Here is an 18,198-nt window from a genome sequence, read left to right as displayed (position 1 = left end):
CGTCCCACTGGCGTTATGTTGTAAACAAGGCGGCAGCCGTTTTACCCGTCTGCCGCCCATGATAAATTTCACTCTATTTGCACCGCTTTTGGCGGTTACACAGAATTTGGGATTGCCCCATCAACCCCTACACCGGGAAGCCTTTCAGCAGTTTCAAGGACTTCCTGGCCTACCACCTTCCATGATAAAGGTGCCGCCGCGACGTACATAGACACCGCCTCCGATGCCGCTCTCCACAGTTCCTGTGGACATATTACCAGAGATCGTACCACCCAGCATGGTGAAGGTACCGCAGGAAACCAGCACGCCAGCACCATCATTTTTAGATATATTCCCGATGATTTCTGCGCCAGGATACATAGTGACTGTGTGGCCAGAGAAATTATTGGCCATGCAAATGCCACCAGATTTATTTGTGCTGTAATTGTTTTGTCCCATTTATAGATAAGTATTGGTCAGTGAAACTACACAAATGAGATGGATGGTATCTCATTTGTGTAGTTTCCAATCACTTGAGTTAATATGGAATAAACCTCATTTTCCCTTTTGTTACCACAACCAAGTTATACTTATCTAAGGTTATTTTGTCGCTACCACCCATACTCAGGACATACTTTGGGTAGGTGTTAAGAGTGCCATTTTCCCAAATACCATTCGTTGCCCAAATGCTATATGTTTGTTCATTACCCACTATCTCCAAAAACATTTTCATATCAGGAGCAGTTTCACCTAAATTATATCTGATCCCTATGTTGCTCCAAGCATAGTATCTTTCATCAGAAGGCGGCACAAATTGGTAGATTGCAAACTCTAATGGAGCTTCTACTAATTCCAACTCATACTCTCCAGCAGGTAAATAGTATCCTCTGATATGTTCTCCATTCCCCATAGAGATTTCTTGTTCATAACCATTCTTTTCTGTATAGAGAAAAGTGCTGTCATTATAGTCCCAAGCCCCCTCCGATAGTGTACCACCACAATAAATTGAGTTTCCTTTTGGGACATTCACATCAATCGAGCCAATAACCATTAAAACCAGAAGAACCAGGAATATATTTCTGATTGTGTGTTTTTTCTTAGGTTTAGCCTGCTTAATCTTATAAGTTGGAATAGGGGTTCCACCAATATGCGACATCCCAACATCAAGCTCACCGCAGACGGCGGGGCCGCGCCTTATATCCATAGTCCCCGCTGCCTGTATGCAGAGGAGGATCTGGACTTTATCTTTACATCTTTGGACGACATTGAAATCATTGATGAAATGGAGGAATCTTGAACATGAACAAGAAATTTCTGACGAAGAAAAACGGACGCCGTATCCAGTGTATGTGGGCGGCTTTGGTGCTGGCCGTATCTTTCATGGCAGTTCCCGCTATGGCCGCAAGTGATCCGCTCAGTATCGTCAACAATCTTTCCGATTTTATCTTCTCCATCATTCGTGCCCTGGGCATCATCATCCTGGGCTGGGGCGTGGTGCAGGTGGGTATGAGTATCCAAAGCCACGACGCCTCCCAGCGCACCCAGGGGTTCCTGTGCCTGTTTGGCGGGCTGCTGATTGCCTTTGCCAAGGAAATCCTGACCACCATCGGCGTGGCATGAGCCATGCAAAAGAAAATGGGGAATTGTGTCTCACTGTGAGACGCAATTCCCCAAAGGAGGTGCAGTTTTATCAGCGATAACTGGGTCGTTAATATTCTGGAGGACTCGCTTTCCGGGTGGAACGACAAACTGGCAGAGATATGGACCCTTCTGACCCAGACGCCGGAGACCTTCAAAGGCGGCGATATATGGAACGCTATCCTCGGCATCCATAACGCTTTGGTGGGGGTTGGATATGGCTTGCTGGTTCTGTTTTTTGCCATTGGCATTTTCCAGAGCGCGGCCAGTTTCCGGGACTTTCAACGCCCGGAATTTGCCCTGCGTCACTTTATACGATTTATTTTGGCAAAGCTGGCGGTGGGGAGCTGCATGGAACTGATGACGGCCATATTTGCCATCTGCGGAGGCATTGTCAATACCGTTATGGGCAGTGTAGGCGGTTCAATTTCTACGGCGGCTACGCTGCCCACGGAGATTGTGACTGCGGTGGAAAGTCTGGGCCTTCTTGAGAGTATCCCTCTATGGCTGGTATCTCTATTATCCAGCCTTTTTATCACCATCATGTCCTTTATTTTGCTGCTTACTGTCTATGGCCGTTTTTTCCGGCTCTATCTCTACACCGCGCTGGCCCCCCTTCCATTGGCGTCTTTTGCCGGGGAGGGAACCTCTGCCAGCGGAAAAGCATTTTTGAAAAGCTATATCGGCGTGTGTATGGAGGGCGCGGTAGTGGTTCTGGCCTGCCTGATCTATTCGGCTTTCCTGTCCAGCTCCACACCAGCGGCAGACGCATCCCTTTCTGCTGTAAGCATGGTATGGCAATATGTCGGACAGCTCATTTTCAATATGCTGATCCTCACCGGACTTGTCAAAGGCGCGGATCGGATCGTAAAGGAAATGCTGGGTCTATAACATAAAAAAGCGGGACAGAAAACACCTGTCCCGCTTATGACATATACGCGACTATTCCGTTTTACTTGTCTCCCCTGGGAATGGCCAATAATGGGTGGAAGGGTCGGATAGTATCTGCATTTCCCAAAACCGCTGTTCCTGCTTCCTGCGGTAAATGCGTTGGGCCCATGCCAAAACTGCAAATAGCACACATCCCGCAAAGAGGCCCAGGCACAGGATTTTGTGGTCTGCTGCCCATACAGGGAAAAAGAGTTTTGTAGCAATAAGATAAACGGCCAAGGGTAAAAGGCGGAGCCACCATAGCAGTTTACAGGCCAAAGGGAGAGCCACAAGAATAAGCAGCACGATGAGCAACTGCTTTCCAGCAGTTATGAAAACCTCCATGACAGAGCCTCCTTACTTTGTCAAATTTTCTCGCTTATTTCCTATCTATATTATATTGTTTTTTGCTGAAATGGTCAATTTTCGCAAGAATACGGGGTGATATGTTATCGAAATCAAAATTCCAAAGGAGGTACGCAAGCACCAGGAGACAATCTTTTTCGGACTATCCGCACGACAATTTTTCTGTTCGGTAATCGCTGTGGGATTATCTGTGCTTGTCTATCTGTGTCTTAGTTCCAAAATTGGGAAGGAGACGGCGGGCTGGCTTTGCATCCTTGCTGCCTCTCCGGTGGCTGTGGCTGGTTTTTTCCACTTCAATGGTATGACACTGGAACAATTTCTGTGGGCTGCCATCAAGTCTCAAATCCTTTGCGCCAAGCCCCGACGCTTTGTGTCAGAGAACTTCTACTATGTCTGCCTGGGAAGAAAGGAGCGTGATGACTTTGATTAAATCCTTATTGGCTGCCAACAAAAGCGAGAGAGACCGTTTCGTGATCCCACGCAGCGTTCAGCAGTCCATTCCCATTCGGTGTGTCTACTCCGATGGAATTTGGCATACTGGCCGAAAACATAGCCGTACCTGGCGCTTTGCGGACATTAACTATGCTGCCGCATCAGAGGAGGAGCGCCGGTCCATTTTCCTTTCCTACTGTGCGGTGCTCAACTCCCTACCCACTGACGCCGCCGCTAAAATTACCATCATCAACCGCCGGATCAATCCTGTGGATTTTCAGCGGAAAATCCTGATGAAAGAGCGAGGAGACGAGTTAGACCGCTATCGTCGGGAATCCAATCAAATCCTGACCAGACGGGCCGCCGAAAGCAACAATCTGGTCCAGGAGAAGTACATCACTCTTTCCATCCCACAGCGGAAAATTGAGGAGACCCGGACCTATTTCCGACGGGTAGACGCTAATCTGTCCAAAGGCTTTGGAAGGCTGGACTCCGGGGCAAAACCTCTTAGCACCCATGACAGGCTCCGTATCCTCCATGACTTTTTCCGTCCCGGTGAGGAGCAGTATTTTACCTTTGACCAGACAGCGGCCATCCGCCGCGGGCTCGACTTCCGGGATCTCATTTGCCCGGATGGACTGGCCTTCAAGGCCGGACACTTTGAGATGGGTGACAAGGTGGGCCGGGTGTTGTTTCTGAAGGACTATGCCAGTTACATCAAAGACGAGATGATTGCCGACCTGTCCGACTTCCCGCGAAACCTCATGCTCTCCATTGATATTCTGCCCATTCCCACCGATGAGGCTGTGCGGGAGGTACAGAGCCGTATCCTGGGCATTGAAACGGATATTACACGCTGGCAGCAGCGACAAAACGACAAAAACAACTTTACCGCATCCATTCCCTATGAGCTGGAACAGCTCCGGGGAGAAACTAAAGAATTTCTCTCCGACCTCACAGAGCGGGACCAACGGATGATATTCGCTGTGGTCACACTGGTTCATATCGCGGACAGCCTGGAGCAGCTGGACACGGACACCGAGGCGCTGCTTTCCATTGGCCGGGAGCACCTTTGTCAATTCTCTACCCTGCGCTATCAACAGGAGGACGGACTGAACACAGTGCTGCCCTACGGCCTGCGCCGGGTGAAGGCCCTGCGCACGCTGACCACCGAGAGCGCCGCCGTACTTATGCCCTTCCGGGTCCAGGAAATCCAGGACCCCGGCGGCCTGCCTTATGGTGTCAACGCCATTTCCAAGAACCTGCTGATTTGTGAACGCAAGCGGCTCATTTCTCCCCATGCCTTTTACCTGGGCGTTTCCGGCTCCGGCAAATCGGTGGCTATGAAGTCTACGATTGAAAATGTGGCCCTGGCTACCAATGATGATATTATCATCATCGACGCCGAGCGCGAGTATGGCCCTATCACCAGGTCCCTGGGTGGCACAGTGGTGGAAATCTCCCCGAGCAGCCCCCATCACATCAACCCCATGGAGGTGGCGGATGGATACGGCGATGGAGAAAACCCCATTGCCATGAAATCGGAGCTTATCACCAGTATTCTGGAACAACAGATGGGGGTTGGACGGGTCAGCGGCAGCCATAAGTCTATCATTGACCGCTGTACCGCCAATGTTTATCAGAACTATTTCCATAGCCGAGGTAAGGCTCCTATGCCTCTCTTGACAGACTGGCGCAACGAGGTATTGAAACAGGTGGACCCGGAGGCCCGCGAAATCGCCCTGGCCGCCGAACTCATTACCGAGGGCAGCTTGAATGTCTTTGCCCATCCCGGAAATGTTGATATGAATAGCCGAATCATCACGCTGGACCTCTATGAAATGGGAGAACAGCTCCGTCCTACTGCCCTGGTGGTCACGCTGGAGGCCATCCAGAACCGTGTCATGGAAAACCGAAAGCGCGGCAAGTATACCTGGGTATTTCTGGACGAAGTATATCTGTATTTCAAGTATCATTATTCCGGCGAGTTCCTGTATCGCGCCTGGAAACGGTTCAGAAAGTATGCAGGCATTATGACGGCGGCGACCCAGAATGTGGAGGAGTGCTTAAAGTCTGAAACGGCCCGGCTCATGCTGGCAAATTCTGAATTTCTCCTGCTGTTCAATCAAGCGGCCACCGACCGGGCGGAGCTGGGCAAGCTCCTTCATATTTCCGATACACAGATGGGATACATCACCAATGCAGAGCCCGGACACGGACTTCTGAAGATGGGCGGCTCCCTGGTTCCATTTGACAACTCCATTCCCAAGGATACCGAGCTCTATCGGCTCATGTCCACCACGCCGGGAGAAAACTGATATGGCGCCGGAAATCCCGTCTCACCATGAGATGCAAAACAATACACCACTGACCCTGGGCAGTCTATTTGATGGTATCGGAGTATTCCCCCTGGCCGCCAGCCGCCACGGAATCATCCCGCTTTGGGCCAGTGAAATTGAAAAAGCCCCCATCTCCATCACACGGCGCCATTTCCCGAGAATGGAGCACCTGGGGGATATAACAAAGATGGACGGCGGGCAGATCCCCGCCGTCCATATTCTTACCTTTGGCTCCCCATGCCAAAACTTGTCCCAAATCGGGGACCGTTCCGGATTGGCTGGAGCCAAATCAAGCCTGTTTCATCATGCAATCCGAATTATCAAAGAAATGAGGTGTGCCACTGGAGGTCAATTTCCAATTATCGCTCTTTGGGAAAACGTCATGGGAGCTCTTTCATCAAATGACCGGCTGGATTTTCTGGCCGTGCTCCGATCCTTCCAAGACGCCCCGTTTTCAGTTCCTCCCTCTGGTCGATGGGCAAATGCCGGAATGGTGCGAGGGGGATGTCCCGATTTGGCCTGGCGGCTTATGGACGCCCAATACTGGGCAAGCCCCCGCCTGGCACGACGGCAGCGTATCTTTCTCGTGGCAGATTTTGGAGGGCAGCGTGCTCACGAAATACTGTTTAAGCCCCGCCCAATGTTCCTACTTTCTGAAACTGGCCCAGCGGGCAGGTTGTCCGCCTCCGCCGGAAATCGAGGCCCTTTTCTTGAAACAGGGGGGCGTGTACCCATCCTCCGACCCTTTCAACTGTTCCGTATGCGGGGAGCATCCAAAAAACAGGAACACATCCAGTTCCGAGACAGCTTTGGGTTTCCAACTGACCCTTTTCCCACTATTTTAGCTGGAGTCGTCACGCCCTTTGCCTTCTGGTTTGAGGATGATCCTTTTGGGGGCTGCATCCGTTACCCTACGGAACGGGAGACCGAGCGCATGATGGGATTGCCGGAAGGATGGACGGAGTACGGCGCAGACGGCAAGCCCATCAGTCCAACCCAACGGTATCGTGCCCTGGGCAACTCGATTGCGCTACCCTGTGCTGATTATCTCATGGCAGGGATTGCGGAGGCACTGGGCAAAGATAAAATTGCGTCTCACCGTGAGACGCAAAATGGGAGGTGAATCATGCCGAAGTTAAAAGAGCGCAGTTCTGATGATAAAATCAAGCGTCCCGGTAAAGACCGGAAACCAAAAGGCCCCCTGCGGCAGATAACCGCCAAATTCCGCCGTAGGCTGGTGGAGCGTCAACGGGACAATAGCAGCACCGCAACACCGGACACCCAGGCGGCTGAACAGAGTGTCCAGGCGGGGATGGACGCTGTGGAAGAAGTGGGATACCGAGCCGAAAAGGCAGTTGATCGACTGCTGCACCCAGCGCACCGTCCCAAGGCCCGGAAGGAAGAAATCAAAGAAGGCGGCCGACATCCCAAGGAGAGAACAGATATGGTCCCATCTGCTGATGATACATTGAGAGATGGGAAAACCATTCATCCCAATACCCCGGACAGCTTACACAATGGATCACAGTTTACCCCGGAGACCCGGATGAAACAACAGGCCGTTGAGAAGTTGGAACGCTCCGTCAGAGCCGATCATCCAAAGAACGGCCAATTCCGGGAAGTCCCTCATTATGGCGGTACTCCCCAAAATACATACACCACAAAAAAAGAACACTCTCCAGGAAATCAATCCATCAATCCATCCATCAAGGAGCGCCCCCGGCGCTCCTCCGGGCCAAAAGAAAAGCCGCCCGGTGGGGCATTTACACCCAAGACACGAAAAGCTATGGATAAATCCGCCCAGGTATCAACGAGTGCGGTCAAAACAACTGCCCGAAAGACCGCAGGGACACCCGCAGCCAAGCAAGTAATGGAGCGTGCTCGCCGGAAGGCACAGACCGCCGCCCAGCGGAGTATGCTACAAAAATCCAAACAGACGGCTAAGGCTGCCGCGGAACTTTCCAGAAAGGCCGCTGTTGCGGTGACAAAAGCAGTGGCGGCACTTGTCAGCGCGTTGGTATCATTGGTAGGCGGCGTGGTTTTGGTGGCGGCACTGGCGGTCATGGCCTTGATTGCGGCACTTCTGGCCTCTCCGTTTGGGATCTTCTTTTCCAATGAACCGACCAGAGACGCCGTACCCCTCAGCGCCGCCGTCGCCCAAGTCAATATAGAACTGACGGACAGGCTTGCAGACCTTCAGAACGGAGACGGATATGACCGTGTAGAGATACTCGGCCATCCCCCGGACTGGCGGGAGGTTGCCGCTGTGTTTGCCGTCAAAACCGCCGGAGCGGCGGACGGCGCAGATGTGGCCGCGCTCACCCCCGAAAAGGTGGAACTTTTGCGGGGCATATTCTGGGATATGTGTACCGTGTCATCCGAGATCAAGACCGTGGAACACCCCGCCAGTGGGGACACCGCGGCCTGGAGCGAGGAGGTGCTGTTCATCTCCATCTCCGCCAAAACCGCGGAGGAAATGCGAACCACCTATGCCCTCACGGAGTTTCAGAGCCAGTCTCTCAATGAGCTTTTGGCACAGATGGACACCCTGGGCAGTCTGCTGGGCGACCTGACCATCTCCCAGGCTGACGCCCTGGAGCTGCTGCAAGCCCTTCCCGCCGACCTGGCCCCGGATCGCCGTGCGGTGGTGGAGACCGCCTGCAAGCTGGTGGGCAAGGTCAACTACTTCTGGGGCGGTAAATCCCTGGTTCTCGGCTGGGACTCCCGCTGGGGTACACTCCGGGAAGTCACCGCCGCAGGCAACTCCACAACCGACACCTACCGCCCCTACGGTCTGGACTGCTCCGGCTTTGTGGATTGGGTGTTTTACAACATCACCGGCGGAGAGTATGTCATCGGCCACGGCGGAGGGGCCCACGCCCAGCACACTTATTGTACCGCCATCTCCTGGGAGGAGGCCCAGCCGGGTGATCTGGTGTTTTATCCAGAGGACTCCCATGTTGGCATTGTTGGCGGCAGGGATGAAAACGGCAATCTGCTGATCGTCCACTGCGCCAGCGGAGCCAACAATGTGGTCATCACCGGCCTGGAGGGCTTTACTTCCATTGGACGCCCCTTGTATTACAGGGTATAAAATAAATCTCACGGTGAGACGCAAATGCAAGTGGAAGGCATATTCAGGACTTTGTTGATATGGATGCGCTGTACTCCCGCTGTCCCTTATGTATGTAAAAATCAAAAATGCTTGGTGCAAGCATCTGCTGGAATTTTTGCAGAACCTATGCTATAATACAAATTCAATCAGAAAGAACGGATGATGGGGCAGGCATGATTTTCTCTTGCCGCGGGGAGGTGAAGCAGGTATGATACAACAGAAAAACGATCCCATTTGGAATCTCACCCGGGAACAGTGGTTCCAGGCCGTCTGCTTTTCCCTGTGCTTTTTGGCCTTCATGCTGGCAGAATCGGCGGTCAACGCCCGGGCGGCAGATCTTCTTGGCCCGGGGCGGGTCAACGCCGTTTACGCCCTGGGCTTGGTCTGCACCGGCCTGGGATTTCTGTCTTTTTCCCTGCTGCGCAAATTGGTCGGGAGGGAGCAGGGACGGAAATACGCCGCCTTCCTTGCGGGGGCGCTGTGCGTGGCCTCCGCCGTCCTGCTCCTCACCACCGATCAGACTGCGCTGTTTTCTCTGGGCGCCGCGCTGTGCCTGCTCTCCTGCGGCCACATCGGCGGCTGCGTCTACTACAACCACGCCATGACGTTCCAGGGAAGCAGATGTGCCGGCCGGGTCACCGGCATCGGGATGGGTCTTGCCGTACTGCTCCAGTTCCTGATCCAGAGCGTCATCCCTCTGGATGTCATTTTCCTCATCAGCATGATCGGCAGCATTTTCCTGGTGGTGTTCCTGATGTCCAGGGCGCCCCGGGACTGGGTGCTGGCCGACCCGCTGCCCTATTCCGCGGAGAATGAGACGCCCCGGCGCACCGCCCTGATCCTGCTCTCCGCCGTGGCGCTGATGAGCTTGGTGTCCGGCCTCATCGACGGGGTGATCACCGCCTTCGACAGCGTCGGGACCTATGACATCTACCATGGTGTACGGCTTTTCTATGCTCTGGGGCTGATTCTGGCGGGCTGGGCGGCGGACCTGCGGAGGCGGAGGCTGCTGCCTCTGGCCACGGCCTGTGTGATCCTGCTGTCCTCTGTCTCCACGGCGCTGCTGTCCTCCCCGGCGGGGTACTTTGCGGGCGTGGCATTGATGTATGTGTACAGCGGTTTCTATGTGATTTTCCTGACGGTCCTGTTCTGCGACTTCGCCCCCAGGACCTCCCGTCCGGAACTGTGGGCGGGCCTTGGGCGGGCGGTCCGGAGCTTCGCCGTGGCGGCGGTGGTGCCGTCCATGCCCTGGCTCTATGACGCCTGGGGCAGCACCGCGCTGACGGTGGCCAGCTGTCTTCTCTCCGTGGCGGTGCTGCTGGTGCTGCTGCCCTGGATCAGCCGGGGCGGGCAGAGCGAGCAATCCCTATCACCGGAGCAGGCGCTGGAGCGGTTCTGCCAGAGCTGCCGCCTGACGCCCCGGGAGTCCCAGGTGCTTCGGAAGCTGCTGGAGAGCGACGACAGCCTGCAGCTGATCGCCGCGGATCTGTCCATCTCCGTGCGGATGGTGCAGCGGTATGTGACGGCCATCTACGAAAAGACGGGAGCCAAGTCACGCACGGGACTGCATCAGCGCTATACCCAGCACATGTTGGAAAACCGCTGAATGCTGCAAAAAACAAAACATTTTTCCCACAAAACCAGGGGGTTCGTAAATACGAACCCCCTGGTTTTTCATTTTGGCGGGAATACGGCCTGCACAAATCGGCCCCGGTGGGCTACAATGGCCACATCCTAACAAGGCAATACGGAAGAAAGGAGGAGGCCATGAGCGAGCATAGCGCATGTCGGCTGCTGCCCTATGCCCAGCATTTGGTGAGACTTGCTGTGTGTGATGTGCTGGAACAGGAGGGCTGCCTGGACTTTGTCCGGGACGGGGCCGGCGGGGCCATCCTGGCCCATGTCACGGTCTACGGAAACCCCGGGCGGTTTTCCATCGCGGTCCGGGACGGCCCGGCGGGGACGGAGCTGGCTGTTTCCATCACAGAGCCCAGGCCGGGGCTGTCCCCGGAGGGGCAGCGCCGGGCGGAGAACTACCTGGCCGACCGGGTGGAGCAGCTGATGGAAAATGAGCTGCGGCTGGAGCCGCTGGCCGCGACCCCGGCGAAAAGGGGAGACGTCATCAGAGGACGCCGCCAGAGCTGTCCGGCAGGGTCTGTCTGGCACATCCCGTGAAAAAAGGAGGAGATTTGCATGAAAACCAGAAATTTAAGGCGGCTGCTGGCCAGTCTGCTGTGCCTGTGCATGGTGGCCGGGTTGCTGCCGGCGGCGGGCTTTGCGGCGGAGCTGCCCGCTGCGGACCCGCCGGACGGGAACGGCTTCTCCGACCCCGTCTACCAGGTGGAGGCGGACACAGAGCCGGTCCTGGACACAGAGCCTGATGACGGCACTGGGCCTGACGCCAATACCGACCCGTTTCTCACCACCAACAGCGCCAGCGTCAGCCTGCTGGCGGCCAATGTGAGCAACAACAGGCCCTATCAGGGGGCCGACGCCACCACAGCCAACCACAACACCCATATTTATGTGGTGGAGTCCGCCACAAATAGCGCAAAGTACTGTCCCTACAGCACCTACAGCGGATACACCACCAGCGCCCCGGCGGGTATGCGCTATGATCTGAGCACCAATACCCTGACCCTGGACAACTACAACGGCGCGGGATATTACATCCAGACCAACATGATGGGCAGCGACTTCACGGTGGAGCTCATCGGCAACAACACCCTGGACGGCATGGCCCTCTATGGCTGGCAGTGGGGCTGCGGCCTCACCTTCACCGGCAGCGGCACGCTGACCGTCAACGAATCCAGGGGAAGAAGCTATGGCCTCGCCCTGTATGGCGAGGGGGCGGAGCCCACCCTCCACGTCAGTCGGGAATCCACGGTGACGGTGTACAGCGCCACCGAGGGCCATCCCATCTTTTTGGAGGGCTCCTCCAGTCTGAGCACATCCCCCATCACCTACGATGGCCAGCTCTCCGGCGGAACGCCCGCGGCAAAGCGGCCCAACATGGTCGTGAATGACATCCCCACCGCAAACGGGACCACGGGCAACTGCGTGATCTACACCAAGATCGGGGATACGTCGGGGGACTACTATGGCTTTACCACAGCCTATTCCTACAATCCCAATACAAACGAGTTCCTGAACGCCACCTACCGGCTCTGGAAACTCACCGGCGACCCGGCCGGCGGCTTCACCCTCGCCGAGAGGGTGAATGATGGGAACGGCGAGCAGGTGTCCTATGTGTCCTACATCGAAAATGAGGCGCCCACAGAGGTGGCGGCGGCCTACACCCCGGTGCAGGAGGCCCTCGCCAACTGGTCCATCTCCGCCGACGGCGACTTCCTCCGTCCGGCCCAGAGGGTGGTCTTCTCCCCCTCCGGCGCCGTGGGCGGGGAGCAGGGGATCTCGGCCGTCAACGCCTTCTTCTCCACCTTTAAGTACCAGGATACCCCCAGCATCCGCGGCGGTTTGCCCTATTCCCTCTTCCTCTACACGGCGCAGCCGGTGACGGGGACGGAGAACGCCACGGCCACCGTCCACTACAAGCCCGCCGGCGGGGGGCCGCAGTCCCTTACGGTGAGCCTGACGGGCACGGCCGGCAGCTATCTGCTCTCCGGCGGCGGCGAGGCCTTGGCCAGCGGCGTCACCGGGACCATTGACAAGGTGGTCTTTGCCATGGGTGAGGAGAACAGGGAGGTCTCCGTCGGACTGCCCATTGTCGCCACGGCGCGGGTACACTTCACCGGCACCGTCAGCGCCAACGTTGCCAAATACCTGAAGGTCTATCAGGGGGGTACCCTTCTGGAGACCGTCTCCCTGGGCTGGGACCCCACCCCGCAGGACACCTATGTGACGTGGGCTTCGGCTGACGGCAGCTACACCCTCCAGGTGACTGGCACGCAGTATGGCCGGGAGGTGGTGTACGCCAGTGGCTCCATCTTCTCTGGGTTGGAGACCACCCTGGATCTGGAGGACGTGACCCTCACAAAGGTCAGCCCCTGTGTGGTGGCTACCAATGGCGAGGCATTGGAGCGCTGCTACTATTTAAAGTGGTATGCGAGCAGCGAGGACGATGCCAAGCCCATCGCCACCGGCTCCAGCTATTGCCTGCTCCCGGGTGAGACCCTCTATGTGCAGGCCCACCCGGATGGCGCCTACTTGACCCGATTTGCCTCCGGCCCAAAAACGAAAGTCACCGCTGAAAACCCCACCCCCACGATAAAGCTGGTTGCTCTGCAGCAATACACCGTCTCCGGCGAAGTCCAGCTGGAGGGCGGGACGCCCCTCAGCGGCGTGACGGTCACCGTCTCCAACACCGTCTCCGGCAACGCCGTTTCCGTAACGAAGACCCTCTATAATAGCGGTCCATTTAGCCTCAAAACGCCGGTGCTGGAGGGGGCGGTCCTCACCGTCAGCCGGGGCGACCTGGAGTCGGAAACGCTACCCTTGACGGCCGATCAGGATAACACCGACCTCATCATCACTCTGTCCGCCCGCCAGGGCGTGATCACCCTGCCGACTAGAAATATGTTCACCTCCTGCGAGCTGACGACATGGGACGGCGAATCCGTGGCCTTCACCACCAGCGGCGACAAGAAGTACATCTACCTGACGGAGCCGGGGAAGGCGGAAAACCAGACCCTCCACATGGAGATGTACAACAATCATTACTACTGTGAGACCGACGTGTCCTTGGACAGCAATAGCTGTGCCAACATTCGCAGTACCGAGCTCCCCTCCTTTGTGGAGCTTGGGTCCCTAGCCGTTGCGCTGGCCAATCCCGGTCGCACCGACTGCTACATCCTGCTGTACGATGCGGGGGGCGCTCTGGTGAAAGCGGATCGGTGCCAATCCTGGGGAGATGAGCTCGCCCACTACAACATCTACCTGACGCCCGGCAGGTACACCTGCCTGCTCCTGGGGGATGGCCCCTGGCAGCAGGTCAGCTATGCCCAAAACAGCCTGGCGGAGCTCAAAGCGGCCCTTGCGGAGGCCGGACTCAGCCAGTATTCTCTGGAGCGGTCCGTAGAGATTCAATACAAACATAGCGAGTCGATCAACGGCACGATTCCCGCGGATACCGTAAGCTCCCCGCTGAATCTGGAGGCCAGTGGTCTGACCGTCACCACTGAGGGCGAGGTGGTCTCCGTCCGCATGACGGTGGCGCCCAAGGACCTGGAGAGCGCCCCGAAGGACCTCAGCGTATCCCTATACACCAATAATTTGGGGAAGGAAGCCAGCAGCTACATTCAGGTCATCAACGGCAGCCTCTACGTCAACGGGAAGCGCCCCGGGGATGGGAATACCTACGTTTACCCCAATGAAAGTGATCATGTTACTAAATTTGACGGTGAATACCAAATCCGGATTTATGACGTGGACAAGTACGGCGGCTGGCCGGTCACCCTCCAGTGGCAGTACCGCCGCGGCGACCCGGAGCGGGTGGAGGCCCTCGCCTATGCCAGTCTGGGCAAAAAAAACAGAGCTTATTTTGTGGGGGCGGCCACCCTGTATGAGCCGCTGATCACCCTGTACGCCCCGGAGGCGGTGGCGGAGGCGTCCTTCTACGTCTACGGCAGCGCGCCCGAAAAGAGTAACCTCACGCTGTTTGTGGACGGGGTGGAGACCGCGCAGCTCCAAGCCAACGAATATGGCCGTTACAACGTGCAGCTGAGCCTGGACAACCCCATCGGCCCCGGCGAGCACACGGTGTCCGCCAAGGCGGTCACCAAGGAGGGCCTGACCCTCACCTCCAACGTGATGACCGTGCGGTACAACGCCTCCCTGCCGGTGCTGACTAAGATCCAGCTGACGGATTATATGCATATCCCTGTTACGATGTGGGATTCCCAAAACGGGGTGGACGTCAATTCCAGCCACTTTTATTATTATATGCCCAATACGGCCATGAGATACTTCCTGACCTTCAGCGGCGATGCCAGCGGAGATGCCCTGGAAGAGGTCATGGTCTACCTGCCCCGGGCGGACGGGGTGGAAAAGCTGCCCGCCACCTATCGGGACACCGGACGGTGGGAAACGGACTATTATTACTGCGGCGACAACCCGCCCACCGGCGCGTGGGTGTACTATGTGCCCAAGGAGCCGGCCGCCCAGCTGACCGAGGGGGAATATACAGCCCTCCAAAAGGCAGTCGAAGCGGAAAAAAGCGATAAGGTAACTGAAAGCGGCAAGCAAAATGCAGTCGAAACTGCATTGGGCAATGCCGGCCTGAACAATGTCACCTGGGAAGACGGCAAGCCCACGGAAGGCACGCTGACCTTTACCAACGGCAGCAATACCTACAACTTCAAGATCACCCGCAAGGAAGAAGCCACAGGTGCTGCCGATGCGATCAGCAAATTGCCCACCATGCCCACCGACGACGAGTTGACTGACCAAATGAAGCAGGGCTTCACCTTCATGAACACCGGCGACAACACCCAATACACCCGCATGGGCACGGTGGACGGGGAATTCACCGTGGAGACGGTGAGCAAGTACCAGGCGGGGAACAGCACCATCTGGAAGCACGAGACCATGACCATGAACCGGTATGAGCAGGTGGTCTATGATGAAGCCAGCGGGGCCGTGTCCACCACCATCTACGAGAATACGGCCGCCGGGGCGGCGCGCATCGCGGAGCCCCAGGGCGACCCGGACACCAAGCTGACCGGCTCGTATAAGACTGAGGCGGACAACATGTACAACGCCCAGCAGGTGCTGTCTGTGTGGCAGGCCTTCTACGCCGCTCTGGACGAGACAGAGCAGAAACTGGAAGGCAACGGCACCGCGTCCTCCAATGCGTTGACGCGCAGCATCACGCAGCGGTCTTCCACTGGAGACGACGGCCTCACGCCCTCCGGCCCGCCGCCCACGCCCCCCAGCGGCCCGCCCATCGGCGTGGACCCGGATATGGCCTACATGAGCATTTTGCTCCAGATGCTGGAGCAAAACGGCGTGGACGACATGAACTCCGAGCTCTTCTGGACGGCCAACGCCAACCGGGAGACCCTGGGCGGCGGCCTCTACAACAACCTGAAGTGGAAGGTGGGCGAAAAGCAGCTGGAGATGGTCAAGGACTATCTGAAAACCGCGACGGATGCCACCAAGGCCGCCGGCAAGAGCACAGAGGAACTGGCAAAATGGGCCATGGAGCAGCTGGAGGACGGCATCTGGAACCAGATCACCAACACCCTGGGCTTCGGCAAGAGCAAGGAGATGCGGGAGCTGACCAAGAAGGCCTACGACGCCCTGCTGAAGGCCGAAAAGAACGGACAGGAAATCGACTGGACCGGCTTCCCCTTCAACGACGAGTGCCCCGACCCCCGGAAAAAGCAAGACCCCGACAAGGACAAGGACAAGGACAACGATGGCGGCGGTTCCGGCGGCGACGAGCCCGGCGGCGGCGACGAGCCCGGCGGCGGCGACGAGCCTGGCGGCGGCGACGAGCCTGGCGGCGGCGGCGAGCCTGGCGGCGACAGCCCCCAGGGGCCCGGCATCTCCGAGCCCGTCCCCGACGGGCCCAAGCCGGCCATCGACCCCTCCGGCTATGTCTACGAGGCGGTGGAGAACAACCGCCTGGAGGGCGTGAGCGCCTCCGTTTACGAGGTCAACACGGCCACCGGCGAGAGAACCCTGTGGGACGCCTCCGTGGCGGATCAGGTCAACCCCCAGACCACCGGCGAGGACGGCTACTACGAGTGGTTCGTGCCCGAGGGCGGCTGGTCGGTCACCGTGTCCAAGGAGGGGTATGAGGCCTATACCACCGGAGAAAACGACGGCAGCGGCGCAACACAGGCAGGCGACGGCAGCACCTGGTACATGCCCGTGCCGCCGGTCCAGCTGGATGTGAACATCGGGCTGACCAGCCTGGCCGCCCCCGAGGTGGAGAGCCTGACCGCCGCCACCGACGGGGTGTACATCGCCTTCTCCCAGTATATGAAGGTGGATAGCCTGACCCAGAGTGTGTTTACCCTGAAGGCCAACGGACAGGATGTTCCCTTTACCGTGGAATGTGCCACGGAAAAGGCACCCGACGACACCGAACTGACCCGGTCGGTCGTGCTGAGACCCACCTCCGGGGCGCTGAACCTGGGCGATACGGTGGTTGTCAATGTGGATTCCACCGCAGAGAACTACGCGGGCAAGACCCTGCGAGCCAGCCGATTCACCCAGGCGCTCTCTGTGGTGGCGACGCCCCAGGCGACAAAACCCTCCGCCACGGTTGGCAGCGGCAAAGTAGCTGCCAATACCTCTGTAACCCTGACCTGCGATGCGGGTGCCCGCATCTTCTACACCACCGACGGCAGTGAGCCTAACCTGAACAGCAAGCTCTATACCGGTCCCATCCTCATCACCGCAACCACCACCATCAAGGCCATTGCGGTGCAGGCGGGCATGAAGGACAGCGAGATCGCCACGTTCACCTACACTGTGGACACCTCCGGCGGTACCACTCCCGGCGGCACCACTCCCGGCGGCGATGACACCCCCGGCACCACCCCCGGCGGCACCACCCCCGGCGGCGGAGGCGGCGGAGGAGGCGGCGGCAGCGGCTACTCCGTCTCCGTTCCCGCCAGTTCCAGCATCAAGGGCGGCTCCATCACCGTCAGCCCCCGCAGCGCGGACAAGGGCGACACCGTCACCATCACCGTGAAGCCAGACGACGGCTACGAGCTGAACAAGCTCACCGTCACCGACGCCAAGGGCAACGAACTGGAGCTGACGAATAAGGGCAATGGAAAGTACACCTTCTCCATGCCCGGCTCCAGCGTGAAGATCCAGGTCTCCTTCAAAGAAATCGCGGAGCAGGTGACCAACCCCTTCACCGACGTCTACGAGAGCGACTACTACTATGACGCGGTGCTGTGGGCGGTGGCAAACGGCGTCACTGCTGGCACAAGCGCCACTACTTTCAGCCCCAACGCTCCCGTGACCCGGGCCCAGATGGTGACCTTCCTGTGGCGGGCCTACGGCTCCCCCAAGGCCACCGGCAGCAACCCCTTTGCCGACGTGAGCGCCGGCACTTGGTACTATGACGCGGTGCTGTGGGCGGTGGCCAACGGCATCACCAACGGCACCAGCGCCACCACTTTTAGCCCGGATGACCCCGTGACCCGGGCCCAGGCGGTCACCTTCCAGTGGCGGGCGGCAGGCACCCCGGCGGCCGTCGGCGGCGGCTTTGACGACGTGGCGGCGGACACCTGGTACACCGACGCCGTCACCTGGGCGGTGGCCAAGGGCATCACCAACGGCACCGGCGGCAACAAATTCAGTCCCGAGGTGACCGTGACCCGCGCCCAGGCTGTCACCTTCCTGTGGAGAGAACTGGCGTAATGGTTCTGTAGGTTGGGTGATGATATGATGTTAAATCGCCCCTTTTGCCTTACC

Annotated in this window: 13 protein-coding genes; 9 read left to right on the top strand and 4 right to left on the bottom strand. The window is 57.7% G+C overall.

Features of this window, described 5'->3' with window-relative positions:
• Positions 1–153: 153 nt before the first annotated feature.
• Together B5G06_RS13800 and B5G06_RS13795 are read right to left on the bottom strand one after the other, a co-directional pair.
• Positions 154–393: a hypothetical protein gene (locus B5G06_RS13800; RefSeq protein WP_143382688.1), complete on the bottom strand. Its 240-nt coding sequence runs from the start codon at positions 391–393 to the stop codon at positions 154–156.
• A 124-nt stretch (positions 394–517) separates the two neighbouring features.
• Entirely contained in the window at positions 518–1,183 is a 666-nt protein-coding gene (locus B5G06_RS13795) for a hypothetical protein (RefSeq protein WP_143382687.1), read from the bottom strand.
• A 143-nt stretch (positions 1,184–1,326) separates the two neighbouring features.
• On the opposite strand from B5G06_RS13795, the gene B5G06_RS00795 reads away from it, so the two are divergent.
• The 5 genes from B5G06_RS00795 (at position 1,327) to B5G06_RS00770 (ending at position 6,807) form a co-directional block, all read left to right on the top strand.
• Positions 1,327–1,599, top strand: a complete 273-nt coding sequence (locus B5G06_RS00795) for a glutamyl-tRNA amidotransferase (RefSeq protein WP_242955296.1) — start codon at positions 1,327–1,329, stop codon at positions 1,597–1,599.
• Between the two features lie 69 nt (positions 1,600–1,668).
• The gene (locus B5G06_RS00790) at positions 1,669–2,508 is read left to right on the top strand and encodes a hypothetical protein (RefSeq protein WP_087187202.1); all 840 of its coding nucleotides are present in this window, start codon (positions 1,669–1,671) and stop codon (positions 2,506–2,508) included.
• A 490-nt stretch (positions 2,509–2,998) separates the two neighbouring features.
• Complete coding sequence (locus B5G06_RS00780; protein ID WP_087187200.1) at positions 2,999–3,343, top strand: PrgI family protein; 345 nt, start codon at positions 2,999–3,001, stop codon at positions 3,341–3,343.
• Positions 3,336–5,663, top strand: a complete 2,328-nt coding sequence (locus tag B5G06_RS00775; RefSeq protein WP_087187199.1) for a VirB4-like conjugal transfer ATPase, CD1110 family — start codon at positions 3,336–3,338, stop codon at positions 5,661–5,663. The genes B5G06_RS00780 and B5G06_RS00775 overlap by 8 nt, the downstream gene beginning before the upstream one ends.
• 1 nt (position 5,664) lies before the next feature.
• Entirely contained in the window at positions 5,665–6,807 is a 1,143-nt protein-coding gene (locus B5G06_RS00770; RefSeq protein WP_343286344.1) for a DNA cytosine methyltransferase, read from the top strand.
• 12 nt (positions 6,808–6,819) lie between these two features.
• Here B5G06_RS00770 and B5G06_RS00765 read toward each other — a convergent pair whose 3' ends face one another.
• Complete coding sequence (locus B5G06_RS00765) at positions 6,820–7,176, bottom strand: hypothetical protein (RefSeq protein ID WP_087187198.1); 357 nt, start codon at positions 7,174–7,176, stop codon at positions 6,820–6,822.
• Between the two features lie 194 nt (positions 7,177–7,370).
• Positions 7,371–7,799, bottom strand: a complete 429-nt coding sequence (locus tag B5G06_RS14245) for a hypothetical protein (RefSeq protein WP_242955291.1) — start codon at positions 7,797–7,799, stop codon at positions 7,371–7,373.
• A 151-nt stretch (positions 7,800–7,950) separates the two neighbouring features.
• Here B5G06_RS14245 and B5G06_RS00760 point away from each other — a divergent pair, with 151 nt between their 5' ends.
• The 4 genes from B5G06_RS00760 to B5G06_RS00745 all read left to right on the top strand — a co-directional run bounded on the left by B5G06_RS00760 (position 7,951) and on the right by B5G06_RS00745 (position 18,144).
• On the top strand, positions 7,951–8,778 hold the full coding sequence (locus B5G06_RS00760; RefSeq protein ID WP_242955290.1) for a C40 family peptidase: 828 nt from the start codon (positions 7,951–7,953) through the stop codon (positions 8,776–8,778).
• 229 nt (positions 8,779–9,007) lie between these two features.
• A complete protein-coding gene (locus B5G06_RS00755) occupies positions 9,008–10,405 on the top strand; it encodes a helix-turn-helix domain-containing protein (protein WP_087187196.1) in 1,398 nt (465 codons plus the stop codon).
• A 161-nt stretch (positions 10,406–10,566) separates the two neighbouring features.
• Positions 10,567–10,974, top strand: a complete 408-nt coding sequence (locus tag B5G06_RS00750; RefSeq protein WP_087187195.1) for a hypothetical protein — start codon at positions 10,567–10,569, stop codon at positions 10,972–10,974.
• Positions 10,975–10,992: 18 nt separating this feature from the next.
• On the top strand, positions 10,993–18,144 hold the full coding sequence (locus tag B5G06_RS00745) for an S-layer homology domain-containing protein (protein ID WP_087187194.1): 7,152 nt from the start codon (positions 10,993–10,995) through the stop codon (positions 18,142–18,144).
• Positions 18,145–18,198: the final 54 nt, after the last annotated feature.

It is taken from the genome of Flavonifractor sp. An52 (assembly GCF_002159385.1).
GTDB classification, from domain to species: Bacteria; Bacillota; Clostridia; order Oscillospirales; family Oscillospiraceae; genus Flavonifractor; species Flavonifractor avicola.
Note: the sequence above shows the minus strand (reverse complement) of the source record. Positions and strands in the feature narration are given on the sequence as shown.

Excerpts from the sequence above, each read along its gene's own strand:
- B5G06_RS00755 (WP_087187196.1), top strand. The coding sequence starts at position 9,008 with ATGATACAACAGAAAAACGATCCCATTTGGAATCTCACCCGGGAACAG.
- B5G06_RS00770 (WP_343286344.1), top strand. The coding sequence starts at position 5,665 with ATGGCGCCGGAAATCCCGTCTCACCATGAGATGCAAAACAATACACCA.
- B5G06_RS13795 (WP_143382687.1), bottom strand. The coding sequence starts at position 1,183 with ATGGATATAAGGCGCGGCCCCGCCGTCTGCGGTGAGCTTGATGTTGGG.
- B5G06_RS13800 (WP_143382688.1), bottom strand. The coding sequence starts at position 393 with ATGGCCAATAATTTCTCTGGCCACACAGTCACTATGTATCCTGGCGCA.
- B5G06_RS00765 (WP_087187198.1), bottom strand. The coding sequence starts at position 7,176 with ATGAATGGTTTTCCCATCTCTCAATGTATCATCAGCAGATGGGACCAT.
- B5G06_RS00745 (WP_087187194.1), top strand. The coding sequence starts at position 10,993 with ATGAAAACCAGAAATTTAAGGCGGCTGCTGGCCAGTCTGCTGTGCCTG.
- B5G06_RS00750 (WP_087187195.1), top strand. The coding sequence starts at position 10,567 with ATGAGCGAGCATAGCGCATGTCGGCTGCTGCCCTATGCCCAGCATTTG.
- B5G06_RS00795 (WP_242955296.1), top strand. The coding sequence starts at position 1,327 with ATGTGGGCGGCTTTGGTGCTGGCCGTATCTTTCATGGCAGTTCCCGCT.